Source organism: Pseudomonas sp. GT1P32, assembly GCF_054897805.1.
In genome coordinates this window covers 6,145,119-6,168,612 of record NZ_CM142704.1, presented here as the reverse complement: position 1 = coordinate 6,168,612, position 23,494 = coordinate 6,145,119, and the positions used below count along the sequence as shown (strand labels likewise).

Below are 23,494 nucleotides of genomic sequence, written 5' to 3'. Positions count from 1 at the left end.
AAACAAACGTTTGTATTGGACGCTAAGAGTGGTGTAGATATAATGCGCCACCCAAAGAGAAAGGTGGTTCATCGATTGTCCTCTTCCCGCCTCGTGCAGGAATTCATGGATGCGACACCAAACCTCCAATTAGAAAAAAAACTGTTGAGCCTTGAGTAGGAGATAACCTGTGGAACGCGAATACATGGAATTCGACGTGGTCATCGTCGGTGCCGGCCCCGCTGGTCTTTCCGCCGCCTGCCGCTTGAAGCAGAAGGCTGCTGAAGCCGGTAAGGAAATCAGCGTCTGCGTGGTCGAAAAAGGCTCCGAAGTGGGTGCTCACATCCTGTCCGGTGCCGTGTTCGAACCACGCGCCCTGAACGAACTGTTCCCGGACTGGAAAGAACTTGGCGCGCCGCTGAACACGCCGGTCACCCGCGACGATATCTTCGTTCTCAAGAACGCCGACAGCGCGCAGAAGATTCCCGACCTCTTTGTGCCCAAGACCATGCACAACGAAGGCAACTACATCATCTCCCTGGGCAACCTGTGCCGCTGGCTGGCTCAGCAGGCCGAAAACCTGGGCGTGGAAATCTACCCGGGCTTCGCCGCTCAGGAAGCATTGTTCGACGAGAACGGCGTGGTGCGCGGGATCATCACCGGTGATCTGGGCGTTGACCGCGAAGGCAACCCGAAGGAAGGCCTGTACACCCCGGGCATGGAACTGCGTGGCAAATACACGTTGTTCGCCGAAGGTTGCCGTGGCCACATCGGCAAGCAGCTGATCAAGCGCTTCAACCTCGACAGCGAAGCCGATGCCCAGCATTACGGCATCGGCCTGAAAGAAATCTGGGAAATCGACCCGGCCAAACATCAACCAGGCCTGGTGGTGCACACCGCTGGCTGGCCGCTGGACATCATGGGCACCGAGAACACCGGCGGCTCGTTCCTCTATCACCTGGAAAACAACCAGGTGGTGGTCGGCCTGATCGTTGATCTGTCCTACAGCAACACCTACCTGTCGCCGTTCGACGAGTTCCAGCGCCTCAAGCATCACCCGGTGCTCAAGCAATACCTGGAAGGCGGCAAGCGCATCAGCTACGGCGCGCGCGCCATCTGCAAGGGCGGCCTGAACTCGCTGCCGAAAATGGTCTTCAAGGGCGGCGCGCTGATCGGTTGCGACCTCGGCACCCTGAACTTCGCCAAGATCAAAGGCAGCCACACCGCGATGAAGTCCGGCATGCTCGCCGCTGAATCCGTGGCCGAGGCGCTGTTCGCTGAAAAGGACGGCACCGAAGAACTGACCACTTACGTCGACGCGTTCAAGAAGAGCTGGCTCTACGACGAGCTGTTCGCCAGCCGCAACTTCGGCCCGGCGATCCACAAGTTCGGCGCCATCGTCGGCGGTGGTTTCAACTGGCTGGACCAGAACATCTTCGGCGGCAAACTGCCGTTCACCCTGCACGACACCAAGCCGGATTACGCTTGCCTGAAACTCGCGGCCGACTGCAAGAAGATCGACTACCCGAAACCGGATGGCAAAATCAGTTTCGACAAACTCAGCTCGGTGTTCATCTCCGGTACCAACCACGAAGAAGAACAGCCTTGCCACCTGAAGCTGGCCGACCTGAGCATCCCGATCGGCAAAAACCTGCCGATGTACGATGAACCTGCCCAGCGTTACTGCCCGGCCGGCGTGTACGAAGTGGTCACCAAGGAAGACGGCGAGAAGCGCTTCCAGATCAACGCCCAGAACTGCGTTCACTGCAAGACCTGCGACATCAAGGACCCTGCACAGAACATCACCTGGGTGGCGCCGGAAGGTGCTGGCGGCCCGACTTACCCGAACATGTAAGCCGCACGCCTGAACAACGAGGCTCCCTAAATGGGGGCCTTTTTGTTGCCCGCAATTCATGCCCCCCACACAGTTCTTGTAGGAGCCGGCTTGCTGGCGATAGCGTCCGCCCAGTCAACAAACAGATTGGCTGACACACCGCTATCGCCAGCAAGCCGGCTCCTACAGGGGTTCGCAACGGTTCAGGCAGCGCGCTCATCACCGGGATTACGCTCAAAGTAGCGCTTGTACTCCCGACTGAACTGCGACGTGCTCTGGTACCCGACCCGATGCGCCACCTGCGCCACGCCCAAGCCCTCCGCCACCAGCAACGTCTGCGCCTTGAGCAAGCGCAAACGCTTCAAATACTGCACCGGCGACAACAACGTGCTGCGCTTGAAATGCTCATGAAAGGTCGACGCACTCATGTTCGCGCAACTGGCCAGGGTCTCGACGTTCAAGGGTTCGGCGTAGTGCGCATGCAAATGGCTGATCGACGCCGCGACACGGGCGAACTGCCCCTGCTGCTCCACCAGCGCGCGCAACACATCCGCCTGAGGCCCGCGCAACGCGACGAACAACAACTCGCGCAGGTGTGACGGCCCCATGATCCGCGCCTCCAGAGGATCGTGCAGACAACGCAACAACCGCTCCACACAGCCGCGCATGCCATCGTCGAGCACCACCGAGGTCATCGACTCCGGTGTCTGCGCCGCAATGTGCCGTCCCGGCGCCAGCCCCATCGCCAGCACCAATTCACCCAGCAGCACCCGGTCAATCGCCACGGAAACCCCGAGCAGCGGCGCATTTGGCAAGGCAAAGGTTTCGCACTCGAACGGCACCGGCAACGCTTGAATAAGATAATGCCCGGCGCCGTATTCCAGGGTTCGCGGCCCCAGGTACGCCAGTTTGCTGCCCTGGGCGATGATCATAAGGCTCGGTTCATAAATATGCGGGCCACGGGCGACGTCACAACTCGCGCGCAAGACTTGCACACCGGGCAACCCGGTCTGGGTGAAACCGTCGCGGGTCGCCAGTGGCTCAATCAGCGAAACCAGCGTGGCATTGGCATCGAGATGACGGGTCAACAACATGGGAGCTCTTCACAAAAAAAATCACGGAAAAAGGGATGCAAGCATCATCGCAGGTCTGATTGCCCATTTGACCCAACGAACGCGGATGCCGGAGGAATAGGCATGACACCCGGAGGAATCGCCATGGCCGCGTAATGGTACGGCGCCCAGAATGCGCCGCCTCACCTGTCATGCTTTTTGCGAGGTCCACCATGTACACCGCCATCGGATACGCCGCCCAGTCGGCCACCACTCCCCTTGCCCCCGTGAAATTCGAACGCCGCAGCCCACGTGCCGACGACGTGGCGATCGAGATTCTTTACTGCGGCGTCTGCCATTCCGACATCCATCAGGCGCGCAATGAGTGGGGCATTGCCGTTTACCCGCTGATGCCCGGCCACGAGATCGTAGGCAAAGTGACCGCCATCGGTGCGAATGTCACCCAGCATAAAGTCGGCGACCTGGTCGGCGTCGGCTGCATGGTCGATTCCTGCCGCAGCTGCGAAGCCTGCCAGGCCAACCTCGAACAATATTGCCTCGAAGGTCCGACCATGACTTACGCCACACCCGACCGGGTCGATGGCAGCAACACCATGGGCGGTTACTCCGACAGCATCGTGGTCAGCGAGCACTTCGTGGTGCGCATCCCGGAAAAACTTGACCTGGCCAGCGCCGCGCCAATCCTCTGCGCCGGCATCACCACCTACTCGCCGCTCAAGCACTACGGCGTGAAAGCGGGCGACAAGGTCGGGATTCTCGGCATGGGCGGCCTCGGCCACATGGGCATCAAGTTCGCCAAGGCAATGGGCGCGGAAGTGACGCTGTTCACCCGCTCGGCAAGCAAGGCTGAAGAAGGTCGTCGTCAGGGCGCGGACCATGTGATCGTGTCCACCGATGCCGAGCAGATGAAAGCCGCTGCCGGCCATTTCGACTTCCTGCTGGACACCATTCCGGTGCAGCACGACCTCAACCCCTACCTCGACACGCTGCGTTTCGACGGCGTGCACATTCTGGTGGGGTTGATTGAACCGATTGATCCACCGGTCCACGCGGCCAAATTGGTGCTGGGCCGCCGTGTACTCGCCGGCTCGCTGATCGGCGGCATCGCAGAAACCCAGGAAGTGCTGGATTTCTGCGCCGAGCACAACATCACCTGCGACATCGAAATGCTCGACATCCGCCAGATCAACGAGGCTTACGCCCGCATGATCGCCGGTGACGTGAAGTACCGCTTCGTCATCGACATGGCGACGCTGAAAGTCTGATCAGACCTTAGCGCCAAGCTCAGCCGAGAGCCGGGCTGTGACCCCTTTGATCAGGGGAATCAGCTCGGCCATTTTTTCCAGCGGCATGTACGGCACGGTGCTGGCAATGCTGATGCCGGCGACGATGCGCTTGCTGGCATCACGGATCGGCGCCGCCACGCAGCGGATCGACGGCTCGTTGTCTTCCAGGTCGAAGGCGTAACCGCCCGCCACGTACTCAATCATGCGCTGCTGAAACTGCTCCCAGGATTGCTCCGGGTGCTGCGGCCAGAACTGATTTTTCCCACCCGCCGGCAGACTGACTTCATACAGCCGCTGCCATTCTTCCTGCGTGTCATCGAGCATCAGCGCCTTGCCGATCCCGGTGCGCGCCAACGGCATGCGGTGGCCAACCCGCGAACGCATTTCCGGGCCATTGCGCCCCGGATTCTTGTGCAGGTACAGCACCTCGTCGCCTTCACGAATCGCCAGGTGAATGGTGTCGCCGGTCAATGCCGACAACTCATCCAGATACGGACCGGCCAACGTGACCAGGGGCAATTCTTCACGCGCCTGAAAGCCCAGCTCGATCAGCTTCGGCCCCAACAGATAACCGACTTGCGGCACCACGCGAAGATAGCGCTCGTCCACCAGGCAACTGGCCAGACGATGGGTGGTGCTGCGCGTCGTGCCGATCAGCCGGGCGATTTCCTTGAGATCGCGGGCGCCACTGGCCACGGCCTGAACCACACCCAGACCGCGAAGCAGGGTCTGAGTGCCGGTCGGCGCGGCGTCCTTGGCGATTTTTGGGGCGTCTTCCTGCATATCCAGCCTTTACCGTTGAGCGAGTGAACGGGCGGCATTATGGTCGCCCGACGGCTACGACTACAACTTGATACGCTCGACCTTCCCGACCAGCAGAATGTAGGAAAGCGCCCCCAGCAACGCCAGAACCGAGATGTAGGTGATCGCTGGAGCGAACGAATCACCGCTGGCGAGGAAACCGATGACAATCGGCGTGGCAATCGCCGACAGGTTGCCGATGAAGTTAAACACGCCGCCGGTCAGCCCCAACAAGCGTGCCGGTGCCAGCGTTGAAACCAGCGACCAGGTGATCGAAGCCAGACCGTTGCCGAAGAACGCCAAGGCGAGGAAGGCAATCACCAGCGGCGTCGACTCGACGAAATTGGCGCCGATGATCGAGGTGGAAATCAGCAAGCCGCCAATGATCGGCAGCTTGCGGGCGAAACCCACCGTGTAGCCGCGACGGATCAGGAAGTCGGAGAAGAACCCGGAACAGAGTACACCGACGAAAGCGGCGAGAAACGGCAACGACGCCAGCAGACCGGACTTGATGAAGTCCATGCCGCGATACTTCACCAGGTAGGTAGGGAACCACGTCAGGAAAAACCACAACGTCGAGTTGAGGCAGAACTGGCCAAGGTAAATGCCCCACAACTTGCGCTTGGTCAGGACGATGCCGAGGTCGGTCCAGCTGAATTTCGCCTTGACCTTCGCTTGCTCGGCCTGAATATCCACCAGCCCGCCGCCTTCGCGGATCAGGTCGATTTCAGCGTCGTTGGCGCCTTTGAAATCCCGCGGTTCGCGATACACCGCGTACCAGATCACCGCCCAGAGAATGCCCACCGCACCGGTGCTGACGAACACCATGTGCCAGCCAAATTCATGCTGCAACCAGGCGAGTACCGGCGTCAGGAACGCCAACCCGACGAACTGGCCGGAGGTGTAGAAACCAATGGCCGTGGCGCGCTCACGCTCCGGGAACCATGTGGTAACCACGCGGCTGTTGATCGGATACGCCGGGGCTTCCAGCGCACCGACCGCCATGCGCAAGACGAACAGCGCAATGAAACTGGCGGCGAAACCGAGCATCACCGTGGCGATCGACCACAGCAGCAAGGCGAGGCTATAAAGGATGCGCGGCGGAACGCGATCCACCAGCCAGCCGCCGGGGATCTGCATGGCGGCGTAGGTCCAGCCGAACGCGGAGAAGATCAGTCCGACGTGGATCGGGTCGATGCCCAGGTCACTGGTCAGCGCCGGGGCGGCGATGGACAGGTTGCTGCGGTCCAGATAGTTGATCACCACGGTGATGAACAGCAGGACCATGATGAAAAAACGCTTGCGGCTGGGCGCCACCAACGACGCCTGCCCGGTGAGGGTTTGCGGTTGCATGGGGAATGCCTCTTCTTATGTTTATTGAGGTCGTTCTAAAGACTTGCACTGCCCCCTGTAGGAGCTGGCTTGCCAGCGATAGCGGTGTGTCAGTCGACATCCATGTTGGATGAAAAGACGCCATCGCCGGCAAGCCAGCTCCTACAGGGGATTGGGGGGTGTCAGGCACTCACCACTCCGCAAAACTGCCATCGGCATGGCGCCAGATCGGGTTGCGCCAGCGATGCCCGACCGCCGCGCGTTCGATCACGTATTCCTCGTTGATCTCGATCCCCAGGCCCGGGCCGTTCGGAATCTTCACGAAGCCTTTGTCGTAATCGAACACTCGCGGATCCTTGACGTAATCCAGCAGGTCGTTGCTCTCGTTGTAATGGATGCCCAGGCTCTGTTCCTGGATGAACGCGTTGTAGCAAACCGCATCCAGTTGCAGACACGCCGCCAGTGCAATCGGCCCCAACGGGCAATGCAGCGCCAGCGCTACGTCGTAGGCTTCGGCCATGTTGGCGATCTTGCGAGTCTCGGTGATGCCACCGGCATGAGAAGCATCCGGCTGGATGATGTCGACGTAACCTTCGCTGAGCACGCGCTTGAAATCCCAGCGCGAGAACAGACGCTCACCGAGGGCAATCGGTGTGCTGGTCAGCGGTGCCAGTTCCTTCAGCGCTTCGTAGTTTTCGCTGAGCACCGGCTCTTCGATGAACATCAGTTTGTACGGATCGAGTTCCTTCATCAGCACCTTGGCCATGGGTTTGTGCACCCGGCCATGGAAGTCGACACCGATGCCGACATTCGGGCCGACCGCATCACGCACGGCAGCTACGTTGGCCAGGGCCAGGTCGACTTTCTCGAAGGAGTCGAGGAATTGCAGCTCTTCGGTGCCGTTCATTTTCACTGCGGTGAAACCACGGCTGACCGCCTCTTTCGCGGCGCGCGCGGTGTCTGCCGGACGGTCACCGCCAATCCACGAATAGACACGAATCTTGTCGCGCACCTGACCACCGAGCAGGTCGCTGACCGACACACCCAGGGCCTTACCCTTGATGTCCCACAACGCCTGGTCGATACCGGCCAGCGCACTCATGTGGATCGCACCACCCCGGTAGAAGCCGCCGCGATACAGCACGGTCCATATGTCTTCGATGTTGCGTGGGTCTTTGCCGATCAGGTAGTCGGACAATTCTTCAACGGCAGCCGCCACCGTGTGGGCACGGCCTTCGACCACGGGTTCGCCCCAACCGGTCACGCCCTCGTCGGTCTCGACCTTGAGGAAGCACCAGCGCGGCGGAACGATGAAGGTGGTCAGTTTGGTGATTTTCATCTCTTCTCTCTCTTATTAGATGCAGCGCGCTCGGCGCCAAAAAAGTCTTAACGCAGAGCGTTCCATGCAGCGACGTAGGCCTTGGCGTTGGACGCCACTTGCACCGCCGTCATGCCCGGTTTGAACAACCCGGACCCGAGGCCGAAGCCCTTCACGCCCGCGTCGATAAATACCTGCATGTTCTCCGGGGTGATCCCGCCCACCGGCGCCAGAATCGTCCCGGCGGGCAGCACCGCCAGCCAGGCTTTTACAACCGCCGGGCCCATTTGTTCGGCGGGGAACATCTTCAGCACGTCCGCGCCTTCAGCCAGTGCAGCGAACGCTTCGGTCGGCGTCGCCACGCCAGGCGACAGGAACAACCCGGCGGCCTTCGCGGCACGCAGCACTTTGGGATCGCTGTGGGGCATGACGATGACCTGCCCGCCGGCGGCTTTCACTTGCTCGACCTGCTCCGGCGTCAACACCGTGCCGGCACCGATCAGGCAATCGGCAGGCAAGGTACTGCGCAGGATGCGGATACTTTCGTACGGCTCGGGGGAATTGAGCGGCACTTCGATGACGCGAAATCCGGCTGCGTAAAGGACTTCTCCGATAGCCGCCGCTTCCTGCGGGCGCAGGCCACGCAGGATTGCGATCAGACCGTTTTGCGCCAATGCTTGTTTGAGCATGTCAGACCTCCAGTCAGGTTTAACGGGATGGGTTTGGAGTGATCAGCCCGGCGGCGAGCGCCAGTTGCCACAACCCGCGTTCGGTGGCCTGTTCGGCCAGCGTCACTCGGGCAAAACCGCAGGCGTCGAGCGCCCGGCTGTAACGGGCACAGAGTTGGGAATTGCCGATGAGAATGATCGATGGCAGATGAACGCTGTTGCGCCGACGCCGCTGAACCGTGGCCAGCGCCGACAGCTCATGGCCGATCAACAGGCCGGACAAATAATCCGGTTGCGCACTGCCGCTCAGTTCGCCGGTCAGCCCGAGGCTGCGGGCACTGAACAGCGTCGACAGCGGGCCGATTTCGCCGTCCGCCGACAGGGCCACTTGCACGCCACGATCAAACGCGTCGCCATCGAAAGACCCACCACGTTGCTGGGTGCGCCCCAGAATGCTGTGTTCGCTGAGCACCGCGAAGACTTCGCCGGTCATGAAGGTGTCGAAATGCACGATGCAGCCGTCGGCCACTTCCACCCATTTCGAATGGCTGCCCGGCAGGCCGATCAACAGATCGCTGCCCGCCCCGCCCGCCAGGTTTTGCAGCACGCCGAGGACCTGGGTTTCTTCACCGCGCATCACGTTCGGCAGGCGCGAACGCTGAATAACGCCCGGCACGATGTGCACATCGACACCGCGAAGACTGCGAATGGTTTGTAGGGAAGTTCCGAGATTGGCAACGTTTGCCGGCGTGTCGCGGTAGGCCGCTTCGCGCCAGCCTTGCGCACTGCCGACCATGCCGCAGGCAATCACCGGCAAACCGGGTTGCTCGTCGAGCCAGTCACCGCAGGCCTCGTCAAAGGCCAGTTCGAAACCGTCGGTGCATGCCAGACCTTTAATGATTCGCGGCGTCCGGGGCAGCTGCATGATTCCCGATGACAGCGAACGCTGTTCGAGCACCTGGCCACCCGCGGCGAGTTTGTAAGCACGTAATGAGGTTGTCCCCCAATCGAGCGCGATCAATTGCGCCAGCATCGCTTCACCTGTTTTGTTTATTGGCAGTGAGTGAGCTGGACTATAACCCCTGACGCGGCGATATCTCAATATATAAATACATCTCCCATATAGTGGGATTTAATTGCTACAGGCAAAAAAAATCGCAGCTTCAATTTCTGCGATGCATCAAACATCGAATTCAACCCTGTAGGAGCCGGCTTGCTGGCGATCCACTCTCAAAGTAGTGGGTTGCTCTTGAGTTTGCCATCGCCAGCAAGCCGGCTCCTACAGGTTGGGTTGACAACCATTTTCAGTGTGGAGCCAGCGAAGCTGCGATCTTTTAAGGGGGTCAATTGCCCGCGGCAAAATCCCTTAGCACCGCGCCATCCATCCGATACCGCACCCACTCCTCCTGTGGCTGCGCACCCAAGGATTTATAGAACTCGATTGCCGGCTTGTTCCAGTCCAGCACGCTCCACTCAAAACGCCCGCAATCATTGGCGCAGGCGATTTTCGCCAAGTGGCGCAGCAGGGTTTTACCGGCACCGCCACCGCGCTGCTCGGGAGTGATGTAGAGGTCTTCGAGGTACAGGCAGTTGCTGCCGAGCCAGGTGGAATAGCTGAAGAAGAACACCGCGAAGCCGATGGGCAATCCGTCGCGCAGGCAGATCAGGCCGTGGGCGGTGGCGCCTTCGCTGAACAGGCTGCGCTCGATGTCGGCGACGCTGGCGATGACTTCGTGGCGGGCACGTTCGTAATCGGCCAGTTCAGTGATGAACGCGAGGATTTGCGGTGCATCGCTGGGGGTCGCCGGGCGGATTTCGATCGTCATGGACGTGCCTTCGTCAAAAGTGGAAAACGCCATACTAAGTCGGCGCGCAACGCTCGTCACACTGGAAATTCAAAGCTGATCTATGGAGGATGTGGAGCCGCTGCCCCAACCGTTTTCACTTAACAGGACGTTTATGACGACTGATGCTTTCGCGCCACTGCAAATCCTCGCCGCCAGGTTGCTGCCCCACGCACTGGAACCCTCGGAAGACGGCGCCCACGATATGTCGCACCTGCAGCGAGTCTGGCACAACGTGCGCACTCTTCATGCTGAGGAAGGTGGCGATGTTGAAGTGCTGCTGGCAGCGGTGCTTTTGCATGATTGCGTGTCGGTGGAGAAGAACTCGCCGTTGCGTTCGCAAGCATCGCGGCTGGCCGCCGAGAAAGCCTCTGCAGTGTTGACCGACATGCACTGGCCCGGCGCAAAAATCAGCGCCGTTGTACACGCCATCGAGGCCCACAGCTTTTCTGCCAACATCACCCCAAGTTCCCTGGAAGCGAAAATCATGCAGGACGCCGACCGTCTCGATTCCCTTGGCATGCTCGGCGTTGCGCGCACTTTTTACATTGCCGGTCGCATGGGCAGCGCGCTGTATGACCCACAAGACCCGGAAGCGAATGCGCGGGAATACGATGACAAGCGCTTTTGCCTCGATCATTTCCAGACCAAGCTGCTGCACTTGGCAGACGGTTTCCAGACCCTCACCGGTCAACGCCTGGCCCGCATCCGGCATGAACGTTTGAAAAATTTCATGGAGCTGTTCAAAGAAGAAATCGGCATCGGCTGAGTGCATTACTCCGCCCACCACTAACCCTGGAATCGATAACCTCAGACCTAACATCGGCGCCTTGCATGATAGATAGATGACACTCTCCGTTATCGGGTCAAGGAAGCGCGTCATGTCCACTGCTCCACCTCAGGTCTCCAGCAAACTGTTCGGCCTGTTTTGCCTCGCCAGTTATTTGCTGTCGCTGTCCTACGGCTCGACGTTTTTGCTGTCGCTGTTGATCGGCTCGCGCGGCGGCAATGAACACGATGCCGGGAGCGTGATTTCGGCGGCGATGCTCAGTACGTTTGCGGCGGTGATCGTTTCCGGGCACTTGTCCGACTGGCTTGGCGCGGCGCGTTCGATTGCGCTGTTCGGCGTGCTGCTGGTGGCGGCCAGCCTGGGTTTTGCACTGACGCCGGGCTTCGGCCATCTGCTGCTGTTTTTCGGCTTGCTGCTGGGTTTGGGCTGGGGCGTTTTCTATACGCTCGGGCCGATCATCGTTGCGAGCCTTGTGACGCCTGCCCAACGGGCCAGATATTTTGCGCTGCTGTCGGGCAGCATGATGACCGGGATCGGCAGCGCACCGTTGCTGGGCCGCGCGGCCAATGCGCTTGGCTATCCCGTAACGGCGGCGTTTTACCTCGCGGCGCTGGCCAGCCTGATCGGCGTGTTGCTGTTCTGGCGCCTGGACGCGCAGCTGAAAAAAGCGCCCTCGCCTACCGCTGCGGTCGCACGCATTTCCTGGCGCGCAACCCGGCAGATTTTGTCGTCCCGCGCAGTGTTCCCGATCCTCATGGTCGGCCTCGGCGGCTGCGTGTTCGGCGGTCTGTCGAGTTTCCAAACCAGCTACGCAGCGTCTCGTTCGCTGGATTACTCGCTGTTCTTTTTCGGCTTCATGGGCGCGGCGATCAGCAGCCGGATGGTGATTGCCGGGTTCGTGGTCAAGCGCGATCCGTTCCGCGCGTCTTGCCTGTTGTCCGGGCTGATGATGGTTTCGATTGTGATGTTCGGTTTCGTGGTCGACAGCGGCTTCAGTTATGTACTGGCGGCCATGATGCTCGGGGTCGGTTACGGGCTGACGTATTCGGTGATCAACGGCCTGGCCGCGAATGAAGCGCCGCACGGCACCACCGCGCAAGCGTTGCTGCTGTTCAGCCTGTCGTACTTCATTGGTGTGTTTGGCTTTCCGTTGCTGGCCGGGAAGATCATCGTCGAACACGGGATGGCGACACTGTTGCTCACCGTTCTTGCCGTGGCGCTGTTGAACTGGCTGATCACCGTGGGCCGCCTGATCTGGCGGCGCTACACGGTCAAAACGTTGCAACAGGCCTGAACCGTTCGTCGTTCATCAGTATCCATGAGCGTCGATAAAAACCGGTCAAGCTTGATGCGGCTGGGGTGAGGCGGCGCGCAAGCTGGAGGTGTAAACGTTTGAGGGCCCCTTCGCGGGCAAGCCTCGCTCCTACAGGAACTACGCGATCCCTTGTAGGAGCGAGGCTTGCCCGCGAAGGGGCGTATCAGGCGCCGAAACTCTTCCTGATCAACGCATCCACCTCATCCGCCCCAGGCGAAGTCGCCGGCCCCCACCGAGTCACCGCCAGCGCCGCAGCCGCATTCGCCCGCCGCGCCGCTTCACCCGCCGACAACCCTCGCGCCAACCCGGCCACAAACACCCCGGCATGGGCATCCCCGGCGCCGTTGCTGTCCACCGCCTCAACCTTGAAACCCGGCACGTGCTGACGCTCGCCATGCTGATGAATCCAGCACCCTTGCGGACCGTCGCGAACCACCATCAACACCTTCGACGGCAGATGATCGGCCAGTCGATCCAGCGCCTCGGCAATGTCCGACGCCCCGGTAAACCGCAGCGCCTCGACGCTGTTGCTGGTCCACACATCGATGCGCGGCAACAGCGCCTGCATCAACGGCGCATCGGGTGACTCCACCAGCGGGCCCGGGTCAAATACGACATTGATCCCGGCGGGTAAATCCAGCACCCAATCCACCAGCGCCTGAGCCTTGCCGACATGCAACAGGCTGTAGCCGCTGACGTAGACATAGTCGCCCGCCTGCGCCGCTACGCTGTTCAAATCCTCTGCGGACACTTCACCTTCGGCGCCGATGTAGGAAACAAAACTACGCTCGGCCGAGGCATCCGTGATCGCCACGCACAACCCCGTGTCTCGTTCAGCACTGTGAGCAATGCCGATGCGAATGCCTTCCGCCTTCATCGCCTCACGCGCCAGATCGCCGAAACGACCAGTGCCATGACGGCCCAGGTAAACCACCGGCAAGCCATTACGCTGAGCGGCGGCCATCACATTGAACCCGCCACCGGCTTCGAAACTGGCGGATTGCGCCAGTACGTCGCCGCCGGGTTGAGGCAGTTTATCCACGGCCATGACCAGGTCGATGATGACCTGGCCGGTGTGCAACATTTTAGGCATGAGCATTCTCGAGCGACGCGGCGCGGCGATCCTTGGCCCCGCCGAGTACAAAATAAATCCCGCCGGCGACCAGGAACGTCACGATCCAGCCGAGGCCGTTATGCCCCAGCCACGAGTCGGACAGGAACCCACGGAACCAGACGGTTTGTTCGGTGGTGCCGATGGTGGTGAAGCTGAAACCCAGCACGATCGCCAAGGCCCACGCACCGAATGCACGCCACTCGACGCCGCCGCGATACCAGTAGGCACTGCTCGGGCTGACGTCCAGCAGGTCTTTGGGGCTGTAGTAATGGCGATGAATCAGGTCAACGACGAAGATCCCGACCCACGCCGTGATCGGCACGGCCAGCAGCGAAATGAAGGTGATGAACGGGCCGTAGAAACTGTCGGCGATCAGCATGAAGTAAATCGAACCGGCGAAAATCGCCACGATGTCGACCACCACGGCGTAGACGCGCTTGACCTTCAAGCCGAGGGTCAGCGTGGTCAAACCGGCGGAATACACCGACAGGTTGTTCGACAGCAGCAAGCCGCCGAACGCGGTGATCAGGTACGGCACGGCCATCCAGGTCGGCAGCATGTCGCGGATCGCGATGATCGGGTCAGTGGCCGACGCCAGGTCGTTGTTGCCCACCGACAGCAGGCCGCCGAGGGTGATCAGCAACACCAGCGGGATCCCTGCACCAAACGCTGCGGAAGCCACCAGACGTGCCGCTTTGACGCTGCGATGCTGATAGCGCGACATGTCCGCGCCGGCGTTGGCCCAACCGATCCCGGTGCCGGCGGCCATGGTGCCGACGCCGATGATCATTGCGCTAAGCGGTGCAGGCGTGGCGTTGAACACGGCGCTCCAGTCGATGGTGGCGCAGAGGAAACCGCCGACCAGAATGTTCAGCGCGCCGAACACATAAGTCGCCCACTTCTGAATCACCAGCAACGTCGCGTGACCGAGGCCGGACACCGACAAGGTCAGCAGCACGAAAATCGCGATGAAAACCAGGGTCAGCACCGGCGCGCTTTTGGCTTCCACCGGCGAGCCGAACAGGATCGAGCACAGCGACAGCAACACGAACGCGGCGGTGGTGGTGTTGACGGTTTCCCAACCCAGCCGCGACATCAGCGAAACCAGGGTCGGGCCGATGTTGCCGCGTACGCCGAAGATCGCCCGCGACAGCGTCAGGCTCGGTGCGCGGCCACGGCGACCGGCGATGGAAATGATCCCGACCACCGCAAAGGAACCGGCAGCGCCGAGGATCGCGACGATGATCGCCTGCCAGATCGCCAACCCGCGAAACGCCACCAGCGTAGCGCCGAGCGGCAGGCCGAGGATGGAAATGTTAGCGGCGAACCAGACCCAGAACAGCTGCAGCGGATGCCCGTTGCATTCGGCTTCCGGCACCGGCTCGATGCCACGGGTTTCCAGTTGCCCGGCACTTTGCCCGGCGTTCGATGAACTCATGTGAAATGCTCCTGTTGCCTTTGTTGTGGTTATGGGCAATGACGGAAGACGAAAACAACATCCCGGCTGTCCTGGCCAAGTCAGTGCGATCCATTGCTGTGAAAATATTCAAATAGGTGGTGCGGCCATCGCGAGCAGGCTCGCTCCCACAGGTATTGGGAACACCGCAGATCACTGTGGGAGCGAGCCTGCTCGCGATGGCGTCAGCCCAGTCAACGCAAAGCCAAAAGCCCCTGCACCAATGGCTCTAAATCCAATTCATTGACGATTTTGACCTTATCGATCATCGCCACCGGCCAACTCTCAAGCCCCAGACAGGCCCCAAGCATGGCCCCCAGAATCGCCGCGATGGTGTCGGTGTCACCACCCAGACCTGCGGCCATGCACAGCGCGTCGAAGGCATTTATTTCACCGATGGCCACTTGTTGCGCCAGGGCAAACGAAACCACCACCGACTCCTGCGAAGCCACCGACGTGCCGATCACGTCGTACATCAAATCCGCCAGCATCGCCTTGTCGCTGTCGACGCTGATCGTCCGCGCCCAACTGATGCGCGAGGCAATACGTCCGCCCGCGACCCAGTGACCGTGGCTTTCCGCTTGCTGGGCGATTTGCTGGCCGAGGTTCAATGCCTCGCCAAGGTCCATGCCGTTGATGCCGGCCGAGACCACCGCCGCCACCGCCGCCGCGCTGGAAATGCCCAGCGTGGTGTTGTGGGTGACCTGGCAGGCCTGCACCACGGCGTTGATGAACCGCTCGGGATCGCGGACATCCGCCGAAATGCCGACCGGCGTGATGCGCATCGCCGCGCCGTTGGTGGTGCCGTAGCGCCCCGCTTCTTCCGGCGAATGACCGGCGAGGATCATCTCGATCGCCCGTTTGGTCGACGGCCCGAGCAAATCCTGCGAGCCCTTGGCCTGCATCGCGGCTTCCCATTCGATCAGCCGTTGCGCCAGTACCGACGGTTCGATCCTGCCCTTGCCGTCGATCAACAACTGACCGACCAGAATCGCCTGTTCGGTGTCGTCGGTAATCGAGCCTTTAGGCATGTTGGCCGCAATCGGCTGATTGGGGCCGGCGTCTTGCAGATCGGTGATTTCACCGAAACGCGCCTTGATGACGGCGCGGCTCAGCGATTGCGTCGGCATGCCCAGCGCATCGCCCAGGGCCAGTCCGTAAAACGCGCCCAGTGCACGATTGAGCGCGGTCATTGTGGGTTTCCAAACTGCAGGTGCAGACGAAAGTGCACGGGATCGAGCAGGCTTTCGACCTGCTCCATGAAGCGGTTCTGCCGGTCGTAGGTGGTGCGCAAGGCTTTGAGGAACACCGTGCCGACCGGACGACCGAGCAGCTCGGCGTCTTCGGCGCTCAAGGGTTCGGCGCCGATCCATTGATCGCCGCGCTCGCCGATGTAGCCGTACGCGGCCAGGGTGATGGTCAGGGAATTGTCGATCAGGCCGACACGCGGCAGGCTTTCCAGGCCTCCGGTGGCGGGCATCAATGAACGTTCGAGGGAAACCAGCTTGCCGTCGGTGGAACGACGGCGGCGGTCGAGGGTGATGAATTGGTCAGTGCCGAAACGCGGCAGCAGGTCGGGGCGAGTCACCGCCTCGAGCCGCAGCACTTCGGTATTGATCAGCGCCCCGCTGTCGGCCAGCGCCTGCGCCCAACCGCTGCGCTGATCGAGCACCACCCCGTCGAACGTGACGATGGAACCGACACCGCTTTGTGTCGCGATGTAGTTGCGCCGTTTCAATTCGGCCAGGGCTTCACGCAGCGTACCTCGGCTGACTTTGAATTCTTGAGCCAACTGATGCTCGCCCGGCAACTGAAAACCGTCCTCCATGAGGCCGCTTTCGATGCGCCGGATGAGTTCGTCGACCACCCGTTGTTTCTTGTCAAATCGTACCTGTCTAATCATGTACAAATTGATACCCGAAACGACTTGTAACAGGCAAGACATATTTAGGGGGAGTGACGGAAGGATGCGGTCGGGAGGTGAATCAGGTACATCGCCTTCGCGGGCAAGCCTCGCTCCTACAGGTTATATGTCAGTCGCGTAATCCGTGCACGACACATAATCTGTAGGAGCGAGGCTTGCCCGCGAAGGGGCCAGCACAGACAACAAAAATCTCAGCGTTGTTTCAGACGGTCGATGACCACCGCCAGCAGCAAAATCGAACCACGAATCACGTACTGATAAAACGTATCGATGTTCTTCAGGTTCATCGCATTCTCGATGATCGCCAGAATCAACACCCCGGCGATCACATGCCGGATCATGCCGATCCCGCCACTGAGCGAAACCCCGCCAAGCACACACGCCGAGATCACCGTCAGCTCGAAACCCTGGCCGATCATCGGCTGGCCGGAAGTCATCCGCGACGCCAGAATCACCCCGGCCAACGCCCCGATCACACCGTGCACGGCGAAGATGATGATCTTGGTCCGGTCAACGTTGACCCCGGCCAGCAGCGCCGCTTCCTGGTTGCCGCCGATGGCCATGGTGTTGCGCCCGTAGGTGGTGTAATTCAGCAGCCAGCCGAAAAACAGGAAGCAGGCAATGGTGATCAGGATCGGCACCGGCACGCCAAACAACTGGCCGTTACCGAAGACAAAGAAAGACTCCTGCGACACGCCCACCGCTTTGCCATTGGCAAAAATGTAGGCCAGACCGCGAACGATCTGCATGGTCGCCAACGTAGTGATCAATGCATTGACCCGCAGCTTGGCGATCACGATCCCGTTGATCAGCCCGACAATCAACCCCATGAACAGCGCCGCCACCACACCGAGAAACACGCTGTCGGTGTCGCGCATCACCACCGCCGCGACCACGCCGGCACAGGCAATCACCGAGCCCACCGACAAGTCGAAATGCCCCGACGCCAGGCAATACAACATGGTGCACGCGGCAATCCCGGTGGTGGAAATCGCCAGGCCCAGGCCGCGCATGTTCAGCGGCGAAAGGAAGTTGTCGATCAGCAAGGTGCAGAGCACAAAGATCCCGACGGCCGCGAGCAGCATCACCCAGTCATCGAGAAAACGCCGCAGGTCCAGAGGTTTGCGCTGGGTGGGCAGAGCGTTGTTTTGGCTTGTCATCATAGTCACCTCTCAGTTCGCCACGCCGTCAGCGCGTTGGCGCGGCAAAGCCAGTTGCAGCAGGTTGGATTCGTTGGCGTCGTCACGGGACAGTTCGCCGCGCATCGCCCCTTCGCAGAGCACCAGGATTCGGTCGGAAATACCCATCACTTCCATCAGGTCGCTGGACACCACAATCACCGCGATGCCGCTTTCAGCCAGGTTATGGATGATCTGGTAAATCTCGGCCTTGGCGCCGATGTCGATGCCGCGAGTCGGTTCATCCAGAAGCAGCACTTTCATCGGCATCGACAGCCAGCGGCCGAGAATCGCCTTCTGCTGATTGCCGCCGGACAGGTACATGATTTTCTGCGCCGCGTTGGGCGTCTTCACTTTCAGCGCCTTGATCTGCTTGTCGGCGTTATCCCTCTCCCAGAGGCCGCGCAACAGGCAACCGAAGGTGGAATGGGCACCGCGCGCGCTGATGTTGATGTTCTCGGCGACGCTGGAGAGCGGCATGATGCCCTCCTTCTTGCGGTCCTCGGGACACAGCAGAATGCCGGCCGCAATCGCATCGCGAGGTGAACGCAGTTTCAGTTCATGCCCACGCAATTCCAGGCGCCCGGCGGTGTTGCGCTCAAGGCCGCTGAGCATGCGGAACAGCTCGGTTCGCCCTGCCCCCACCAGACCGAACAGCCCGAGAATTTCGCCTTTGTGCGCATCGAAACTCACCGGCTCACGCAAGCCCGGCCCGAGCAGACCGTCGACCCTCAACGCCACCGCGCCACGCTTGCGCGGGCGGTAATCGTAGATGTCCTGAATGTCGCGCCCGACCATGCACGTGACCAGTTGATCGTGGGTCAGCTCGCTCATGTCCTCGAAGGTGCGCACGTAGCGGCCGTCCTTGAACACCGTCACCGCGTCGCAGATGCGGAACACTTCTTCCATGCGATGGGAGACGTAGAGCACCACTTTGCCTTCGTCGCGCAGGCGCCCGATGATCGCCATCAAGCGATCGATCTCCCGCGCCGAGAGGCTACTGGTCGGTTCGTCGAACGCGATCACATGCGCGCCACGGGACAACGCCTTGGCGATTTCCACCAGTTGCCGTTGACCGAGGGACAGGCGCCCGACTTTCTCCTGCGGATCGATTTCATCGGCCAGGCCCTTGAGGCAGGCCAGCGCTTGTTGTCGCAGTGCGCCGCGATTGATCAGGCCGAAACTGGCGGGCAGATGACCGAGGAACAGGTTCTCCGCCACGGTCATTTCCGGGACCAGATGCAGTTCCTGATGGATCACCGCCACTTTGTTGCCGATGCTGTCGGCGGTGGATTTGAAGACCATCGTTCGCTCGCCGATCTGCAGGTCGCCGCTGCTCGGCGTGTAGGCGCCGCCGAGGATTTTCAGCAGGGTCGATTTGCCGGCACCGTTCTCGCCCATCAAGGCGTGAACCTGACCCGGATGGGCGACGAAGCTGATGCTGTCCAGTGCCTTCACCCCGGGAAAGGTTTTGCCGATCCCGTTGAAACGCAGGCTGCCGCCGACGCTGTCGTGTTGTGTCTGTACTTGCGCGTGCATAAAACACCTCATCACACAGATCAGGCAGCCCCGTCGCCAGGGCCGCCGATGAAATCAACCGCGCCTCAGTTCCACAGGCCGATCTTTTCCAGTTCCTGCTTGAAGTTGTCGCGCGTGATCAGGGTCACGTCGTCCATGGCGGTGTACTTTTCTGGTTCTTTGCCGGTAGTGACCCACTCGTACATCATGCTGGCGGTGTTGTAGCCCTCGATGTGCGGGCTCGGCAGCATCGAGCCGAAGAAGCCGCTGTCGGGTTTTTTCAGCTCGCCGATGGCGTCGGTGCCGTTGATGCCGATGCCGATCACATTGGCGGCGGCAAAACCGGCGCTCTCGGTGGCGCGCACGCCGCCCAGTACGGTGTTGTCGTTCATGCCGCCGATGATCAGGTTTTTCGCCGCACTCGGCAGTTTCACCAGCGCCGAGTTGGTGGCGTCCATGCTGCCCGGCACGTCGAGGGTTTTCAGGGCCGAGAACAGGATGTGGTCTTTTGGCATGCCGGCGTCTTCCAGCGCTTTGACCGAACCGTCGGTGCGCTTCTTGCCGGTGTCGAGTTCGTTGTAGGTGTTGATTACCGCGTAGGTGTCTTTCCAGTCCCAGTTGCGTTTTTTCGCTTCGGCGGCCATCGCCGCGCCCTGCTTCTGCCCGACTTCGAACGCCGCCATGCCGAGGTAGGGAACGTCTTCCATGAACTTGCCGCTGGCATCGACAAAGCGGTCATCCACGGCAATCACTTTCAAACCGTTGAGTTTGGCTTTGGCCATGATCGCCGGGCCGAGGGACACGTCCGGCGGGCAAATCACGAAGCCCTTGGCGCCATTGGCAGCCAGGCTGTCGATGGCGGACAGGGTTTTCTCGCCGTCCGGCACGGCGATCTTGATGACTTTGAAGCCTTTCTCTTTACCGGCCTTTTCGGCGAAGGCCCATTCGGTCTGGAACCAGGGCTCTTCCGCCTGCTTGACCAGAAAACCGATCTTCACTTCCTCGGCCGCCAGCAAGCTGCTGCTGAGGCTGACCGCGGTGACCGCCAAAGCGGCACAGCACAGGGAACGGATCCCACGACGACGATTCATAAGCTGACTCCTTGTTATTTTTTTTGAGCGTTATTTTTCAAAGCCGGTGCAAACGTTGGAGCAAATAGTCATATCGTATGATGATTGGATTTCAGGCGTAATTCCGCGCCTGGAACACCACTTGATCAGTCGTGGTACATCACCGAACGCCCACCATCGATGGTGATGCACGAGGCGTTGATGAACGGCGCTTCATCGCTGGCCAGGAAGACTGCCGTCATCGCCACTTCAATCGGCTGGCCAATACGCCGCGGCGGATGCAGATCGAAAGCGCGCTGACGTTCGGCCTGTGGGTCGGCAAAACCGTTCCAGTAATCGACGTTCAATTGGGTTTCGATGTAGCCCGGCGCAATGGCGTTAACACGAATGCCCTTCGGCGCGTATTCGATGCCCAGCGCGCGGGTCAGGCCGAGCAGACCGTGCTTGGCCACCGGGTACGGGAAGCAGCCGGGAATGATGTGCGTGGAATGGGTAGAGGCGATGTTGATGATGCTGCCGATGCCCTGCTCGATCATCTGCGGCAGCACCGCCTTGCAGCCGAACCAGGCGCCATCGAGGTCGATGGCGAAGCAGCGGCGCCAGTCTTCTTCGGTCATTTCCAGTGGATCGCGGAACACGTTGACGCCGGCGCAGTTGACCAGCACGTCGATGCGACCGTGCAACTCGACGGCCCTTTTTGCCATCGCGTGCAAGTCTTGTTGATTGGATACGTCAACCTTGATCGCCTGAACATCGAAGCCTTGGGCGCGCCAATTCGCTGCGACGCTTTCGACTTTCTCGCCCTGGATGTCGCTGATGATCAGCCTGGCTTGCTGGCAGGCAAAGGCCGCAACAATCGCCTCGCCGATGCCCTGAGCGGCGCCGGTCAGCAGCACGACCTTGTTTTTCAGGCGCTCGCCCTTCGGCGGTTCGGGCACCGGAGGCAGGGAGAGCGCTTCAGCCATGGATCAGCACTCCCTTTCGCGGGCACGACAAAAACCGGGCATCTGTCGATGTCCGGCCAAAAAACGTGTTGGAAAATCGCTGCATCACTTCACCTGTTTTGTTTTTTTAAGTGTGAGTGCGTGTAACTGATTGGAGCCGACTATAAACCCGACCGCCAAATAATCTCAATATATAATTTTACATCCCATATTTTGGGATTTAACCGGTAAATCTCGTACAGGGCTTTCCTGGTATATCGACTCGGATCGACAACACCGCGCCATCCAGCGGATGGTTGAGCGGGCTCGCAGCGCTGGTGATGTAGAGGGTTTTCAGGTCCGCGCCGCCGAAGACACAACTGGTCGGGCGACTGACTGGCAATTCGATGATGCGATCGACATACCCATCCGGTGTCAGCCGGATCAGGCAGCTGCCGTCCCAGCGCGCGTTCCAGATATAACCTCTGGCATCCATCGCCGAGCCGTCGGGGCCGCCACGTTGATGCGGGCCGAACCAGACTTGCGCGGGATCGAGGCCGCCGTCGGTGCGGATGAAATGCTGGTAGAGCGTCCCATCCAGGCTGTCGGCGAAATAAAGCGTGGTGGCGTCATCGCTCCACAACAACGTGTTGGGAATGCCCAATCCGCGCAGCAACGGAGTGACCCGGGCATCGCGGTCGATACGAAACAAGCCGCCGGAACGCCGCACAATGGGCAGGTCTTCGCCATTTTCGCCGATGTTGTTTTGCATGGTGCCGAGCCAGAGTCGCCCCTGGCCATCGCAACGGGCTTCGTTGCCGCGATTGCCCGGCTGCGGGTCGGCGACGCAGAACAAGGTCAGCCGTGGCTCAAGGCCTGGTGAATCCAGATCGAGCCGATACACGCCACTGCTCAACGTCACCAGCGCATCGCCGCTTTCGCAGGGAATGAAAGCCGACACGTGCTCCGGCATCTGCCAGATCTGCACGTTGGCACCGATCAGGCGCAGCGCCTGTTTGCCGGCGATATCCACCCAATAGAGTGCCTGCGTCGGCGCGTCCCAGAACGGGCCTTCGCCGAGGCGTGCCCGGTGTCCGGTGACTGCGGTCCATTCCATGAAACCTCCTGCGTTGTTCTTGTTTTATGTGGGAGCGAGCCTGCTCGCGATGGACGTCAACGGTAACGCGTGTCCGCTGCATAAACGCGTTGCCTTGAAGTTTTTCGCGAGCAGGCTCGCTCCTACAGGGGTTATTCGTTGTCAGCCGGTTTTTTTGTCGGCCATGACTTTTGGGTAGAAGCGTTTGATGGCCAGGTCGGCGTTGTCGATCAGGGTCATGCACGCCCACACACCGCGTGCCGCGTCGCGGGCGGCGATGGCGTCGGCCATGTCTTTGTGAATCGGCAGCGTGCGGCGCAGTTCGTCCGGATCGGCGGCGGAAACCTCGAAAGAGACTGCCAGAAGTGCGCCGAGGGCCGGGACCATTTGTTCGATGAATTGATTGTGGCTGGCCGCGAGGATGCACTCGTGGAAGAACTGGTCGGCACGGTTGTAATCGATGCCGCTGTGCACCGCGCGCTCCAGCGCGTTATAGGCCTGAAGCACCGCCTGCACCTGCTCGACGGTTGCACGCTCGCAGGCCCAGCGCACGGCCATCGGCTCGATGGTGCGGCGTAAATCGAGGAGGTCGTCGACGAAGTTTTCCGGCAGGCCGCTGCGGGACAGCCAGCCGACGACTTGTGGATCGAAGAGGTTCCAGCGCCGCACCGGCAATACCCGCGTGCCAACCTTCGGCCCGACTTCGAGCATGCCTTTGGCGACCAGGGTTTTGATGGCTTCGCGGATGACGGTGCGACTGACGCCGAGCTGCTCGCCCAAGTCGGCTTCAACCTTGAGGGTTTCGCCGGGTTTTACCTGGCCCGCCGCAATCCAGCAACCCAGCCAATCGACCGTCGATGCGTGAAAACTGCTGGACATGGGCACCTCGAGGCAGGGACGGCACAAAGCCGTTCGCGATGGTTGTCCACGCTAATCATCATACGATTGGGTGTCAATTTGATTTTGAAGCTGAGT

The 23,494-nt window shown here is 60.7% G+C and carries 21 protein-coding genes; 4 read left to right on the top strand and 17 right to left on the bottom strand.

Translation table 11 applies throughout. The features are described 5' to 3' along the window. The first annotated feature begins 169 nt into the window (after positions 1–169). Positions 170–1,834, top strand: a complete 1,665-nt coding sequence (locus ACYZUC_RS28300; protein ID WP_461991866.1) for an electron transfer flavoprotein-ubiquinone oxidoreductase — start codon at positions 170–172, stop codon at positions 1,832–1,834. Between the two features lie 182 nt (positions 1,835–2,016). Here the strand turns inward: ACYZUC_RS28300 and ACYZUC_RS28295 are convergent, their stop codons facing one another. Next, entirely contained in the window at positions 2,017–2,907 is an 891-nt protein-coding gene (locus ACYZUC_RS28295; RefSeq protein WP_207286294.1) for an AraC family transcriptional regulator, read from the bottom strand. Between the two features lie 191 nt (positions 2,908–3,098). Between ACYZUC_RS28295 and ACYZUC_RS28290 the strand changes: the two genes are divergently transcribed. Next, positions 3,099–4,151, top strand: a complete 1,053-nt coding sequence (locus tag ACYZUC_RS28290) for an NAD(P)-dependent alcohol dehydrogenase (RefSeq protein ID WP_008032874.1) — start codon at positions 3,099–3,101, stop codon at positions 4,149–4,151. On the opposite strand, the gene ACYZUC_RS28285 is transcribed toward ACYZUC_RS28290, so the two are convergent. The 6 genes from ACYZUC_RS28285 to ACYZUC_RS28260 all read right to left on the bottom strand — a co-directional run bounded on the left by ACYZUC_RS28285 (position 4,152) and on the right by ACYZUC_RS28260 (position 10,117). After that, positions 4,152–4,955, bottom strand: a complete 804-nt coding sequence (locus ACYZUC_RS28285) for an IclR family transcriptional regulator (RefSeq protein ID WP_223480819.1) — start codon at positions 4,953–4,955, stop codon at positions 4,152–4,154. It lies immediately after the preceding gene. Positions 4,956–5,015: 60 nt separating this feature from the next. Then, positions 5,016–6,326, bottom strand: coding sequence for an MFS transporter (locus tag ACYZUC_RS28280; RefSeq protein ID WP_008032871.1), 1,311 nt, complete (start codon positions 6,324–6,326; stop codon positions 5,016–5,018). A gap of 169 nt (positions 6,327–6,495) precedes the next feature. Beyond that, positions 6,496–7,644, bottom strand: a complete 1,149-nt coding sequence (gene dgoD / locus ACYZUC_RS28275; RefSeq protein WP_007903915.1) for a galactonate dehydratase — start codon at positions 7,642–7,644, stop codon at positions 6,496–6,498. A 47-nt stretch (positions 7,645–7,691) separates the two neighbouring features. After that, positions 7,692–8,312, bottom strand: a complete 621-nt coding sequence (locus tag ACYZUC_RS28270; protein ID WP_461991863.1) for a 2-dehydro-3-deoxy-6-phosphogalactonate aldolase — start codon at positions 8,310–8,312, stop codon at positions 7,692–7,694. A 19-nt stretch (positions 8,313–8,331) separates the two neighbouring features. Continuing rightward, positions 8,332–9,324 (bottom strand): 2-dehydro-3-deoxygalactonokinase, encoded by a 993-nt coding sequence (locus tag ACYZUC_RS28265; protein WP_461991861.1) that lies wholly within the window; start codon positions 9,322–9,324, stop codon positions 8,332–8,334. A gap of 310 nt (positions 9,325–9,634) precedes the next feature. After that, the gene (locus ACYZUC_RS28260; RefSeq protein WP_008034765.1) at positions 9,635–10,117 is read right to left on the bottom strand and encodes a GNAT family N-acetyltransferase; all 483 of its coding nucleotides are present in this window, start codon (positions 10,115–10,117) and stop codon (positions 9,635–9,637) included. Positions 10,118–10,250: 133 nt separating this feature from the next. Between ACYZUC_RS28260 and ACYZUC_RS28255 the strand changes: the two genes are divergently transcribed. Continuing rightward, positions 10,251–10,904 (top strand): HD domain-containing protein, encoded by a 654-nt coding sequence (locus ACYZUC_RS28255; RefSeq protein ID WP_461991859.1) that lies wholly within the window; start codon positions 10,251–10,253, stop codon positions 10,902–10,904. Positions 10,905–11,016: 112 nt separating this feature from the next. Beyond that, positions 11,017–12,219 (top strand): MFS transporter, encoded by a 1,203-nt coding sequence (locus ACYZUC_RS28250; RefSeq protein WP_461991857.1) that lies wholly within the window; start codon positions 11,017–11,019, stop codon positions 12,217–12,219. A gap of 184 nt (positions 12,220–12,403) precedes the next feature. Here ACYZUC_RS28250 and ACYZUC_RS28245 read toward each other — a convergent pair whose 3' ends face one another. From ACYZUC_RS28245 to ACYZUC_RS28200, 10 genes are all read right to left on the bottom strand, one after another. Continuing rightward, positions 12,404–13,333 (bottom strand): PfkB family carbohydrate kinase, encoded by a 930-nt coding sequence (locus ACYZUC_RS28245; protein ID WP_461991856.1) that lies wholly within the window; start codon positions 13,331–13,333, stop codon positions 12,404–12,406. Beyond that, entirely contained in the window at positions 13,326–14,792 is a 1,467-nt protein-coding gene (locus ACYZUC_RS28240; RefSeq protein ID WP_461991854.1) for a purine-cytosine permease family protein, read from the bottom strand. The genes ACYZUC_RS28245 and ACYZUC_RS28240 overlap by 8 nt, the downstream gene beginning before the upstream one ends. 212 nt (positions 14,793–15,004) lie before the next feature. Further along, positions 15,005–16,003, bottom strand: a complete 999-nt coding sequence (locus tag ACYZUC_RS28235) for an ADP-ribosylglycohydrolase family protein (protein WP_008040873.1) — start codon at positions 16,001–16,003, stop codon at positions 15,005–15,007. After that, a complete protein-coding gene (locus tag ACYZUC_RS28230) occupies positions 16,000–16,713 on the bottom strand; it encodes a GntR family transcriptional regulator (RefSeq protein ID WP_032832566.1) in 714 nt (237 codons plus the stop codon). Before ACYZUC_RS28230 ends, ACYZUC_RS28235 begins: the two co-directional genes overlap by 4 nt. A 212-nt stretch (positions 16,714–16,925) precedes the next feature. Then, positions 16,926–17,894, bottom strand: a complete 969-nt coding sequence (gene araH, locus ACYZUC_RS28225; RefSeq protein ID WP_461996774.1) for an L-arabinose ABC transporter permease AraH — start codon at positions 17,892–17,894, stop codon at positions 16,926–16,928. Between the two features lie 12 nt (positions 17,895–17,906). Continuing rightward, on the bottom strand, positions 17,907–19,451 hold the full coding sequence (araG, locus tag ACYZUC_RS28220; RefSeq protein WP_461991852.1) for an L-arabinose ABC transporter ATP-binding protein AraG: 1,545 nt from the start codon (positions 19,449–19,451) through the stop codon (positions 17,907–17,909). A gap of 65 nt (positions 19,452–19,516) precedes the next feature. After that, positions 19,517–20,521, bottom strand: coding sequence for a substrate-binding domain-containing protein (locus tag ACYZUC_RS28215; protein ID WP_461991850.1), 1,005 nt, complete (start codon positions 20,519–20,521; stop codon positions 19,517–19,519). 125 nt (positions 20,522–20,646) lie between these two features. Continuing rightward, positions 20,647–21,465, bottom strand: a complete 819-nt coding sequence (locus tag ACYZUC_RS28210) for an SDR family oxidoreductase (protein ID WP_461991848.1) — start codon at positions 21,463–21,465, stop codon at positions 20,647–20,649. Between the two features lie 199 nt (positions 21,466–21,664). After that, positions 21,665–22,540 carry an SMP-30/gluconolactonase/LRE family protein gene (locus tag ACYZUC_RS28205; RefSeq protein WP_461991846.1) on the bottom strand — a complete coding sequence of 292 codons (876 nt, stop codon included), beginning with the start codon at positions 22,538–22,540 and terminating at the stop codon, positions 21,665–21,667. 141 nt (positions 22,541–22,681) lie between these two features. Beyond that, positions 22,682–23,398 carry a FadR/GntR family transcriptional regulator gene (locus ACYZUC_RS28200; RefSeq protein WP_223555028.1) on the bottom strand — a complete coding sequence of 239 codons (717 nt, stop codon included), beginning with the start codon at positions 23,396–23,398 and terminating at the stop codon, positions 22,682–22,684. Positions 23,399–23,494: the final 96 nt, after the last annotated feature.

Bases quoted from the DNA above. Each gene is read 5' to 3' on its own strand.
- ACYZUC_RS28295 (WP_207286294.1), bottom strand. From the start codon at position 2,907: ATGTTGTTGACCCGTCATCTCGATGCCAATGCCACGCTGGTTTCGCTG.
- ACYZUC_RS28290 (WP_008032874.1), top strand. From the start codon at position 3,099: ATGTACACCGCCATCGGATACGCCGCCCAGTCGGCCACCACTCCCCTT.
- ACYZUC_RS28285 (WP_223480819.1), bottom strand. From the start codon at position 4,955: ATGCAGGAAGACGCCCCAAAAATCGCCAAGGACGCCGCGCCGACCGGC.
- ACYZUC_RS28280 (WP_008032871.1), bottom strand. From the start codon at position 6,326: ATGCAACCGCAAACCCTCACCGGGCAGGCGTCGTTGGTGGCGCCCAGC.
- dgoD (WP_007903915.1), bottom strand. From the start codon at position 7,644: ATGAAAATCACCAAACTGACCACCTTCATCGTTCCGCCGCGCTGGTGC.
- ACYZUC_RS28270 (WP_461991863.1), bottom strand. From the start codon at position 8,312: ATGCTCAAACAAGCATTGGCGCAAAACGGTCTGATCGCAATCCTGCGT.
- ACYZUC_RS28265 (WP_461991861.1), bottom strand. From the start codon at position 9,324: ATGCTGGCGCAATTGATCGCGCTCGATTGGGGGACAACCTCATTACGT.
- ACYZUC_RS28260 (WP_008034765.1), bottom strand. From the start codon at position 10,117: ATGACGATCGAAATCCGCCCGGCGACCCCCAGCGATGCACCGCAAATC.
- ACYZUC_RS28255 (WP_461991859.1), top strand. From the start codon at position 10,251: ATGACGACTGATGCTTTCGCGCCACTGCAAATCCTCGCCGCCAGGTTG.
- ACYZUC_RS28250 (WP_461991857.1), top strand. From the start codon at position 11,017: ATGTCCACTGCTCCACCTCAGGTCTCCAGCAAACTGTTCGGCCTGTTT.
- ACYZUC_RS28245 (WP_461991856.1), bottom strand. From the start codon at position 13,333: ATGCCTAAAATGTTGCACACCGGCCAGGTCATCATCGACCTGGTCATG.
- ACYZUC_RS28240 (WP_461991854.1), bottom strand. From the start codon at position 14,792: ATGAGTTCATCGAACGCCGGGCAAAGTGCCGGGCAACTGGAAACCCGT.
- ACYZUC_RS28235 (WP_008040873.1), bottom strand. From the start codon at position 16,003: ATGACCGCGCTCAATCGTGCACTGGGCGCGTTTTACGGACTGGCCCTG.
- ACYZUC_RS28230 (WP_032832566.1), bottom strand. From the start codon at position 16,713: ATGATTAGACAGGTACGATTTGACAAGAAACAACGGGTGGTCGACGAA.
- araH (WP_461996774.1), bottom strand. From the start codon at position 17,894: ATGACAAGCCAAAACAACGCTCTGCCCACCCAGCGCAAACCTCTGGAC.
- araG (WP_461991852.1), bottom strand. From the start codon at position 19,451: ATGCACGCGCAAGTACAGACACAACACGACAGCGTCGGCGGCAGCCTG.
- ACYZUC_RS28215 (WP_461991850.1), bottom strand. From the start codon at position 20,521: ATGAATCGTCGTCGTGGGATCCGTTCCCTGTGCTGTGCCGCTTTGGCG.
- ACYZUC_RS28210 (WP_461991848.1), bottom strand. From the start codon at position 21,465: ATGGCTGAAGCGCTCTCCCTGCCTCCGGTGCCCGAACCGCCGAAGGGC.
- ACYZUC_RS28205 (WP_461991846.1), bottom strand. From the start codon at position 22,540: ATGGAATGGACCGCAGTCACCGGACACCGGGCACGCCTCGGCGAAGGC.
- ACYZUC_RS28200 (WP_223555028.1), bottom strand. From the start codon at position 23,398: ATGTCCAGCAGTTTTCACGCATCGACGGTCGATTGGCTGGGTTGCTGG.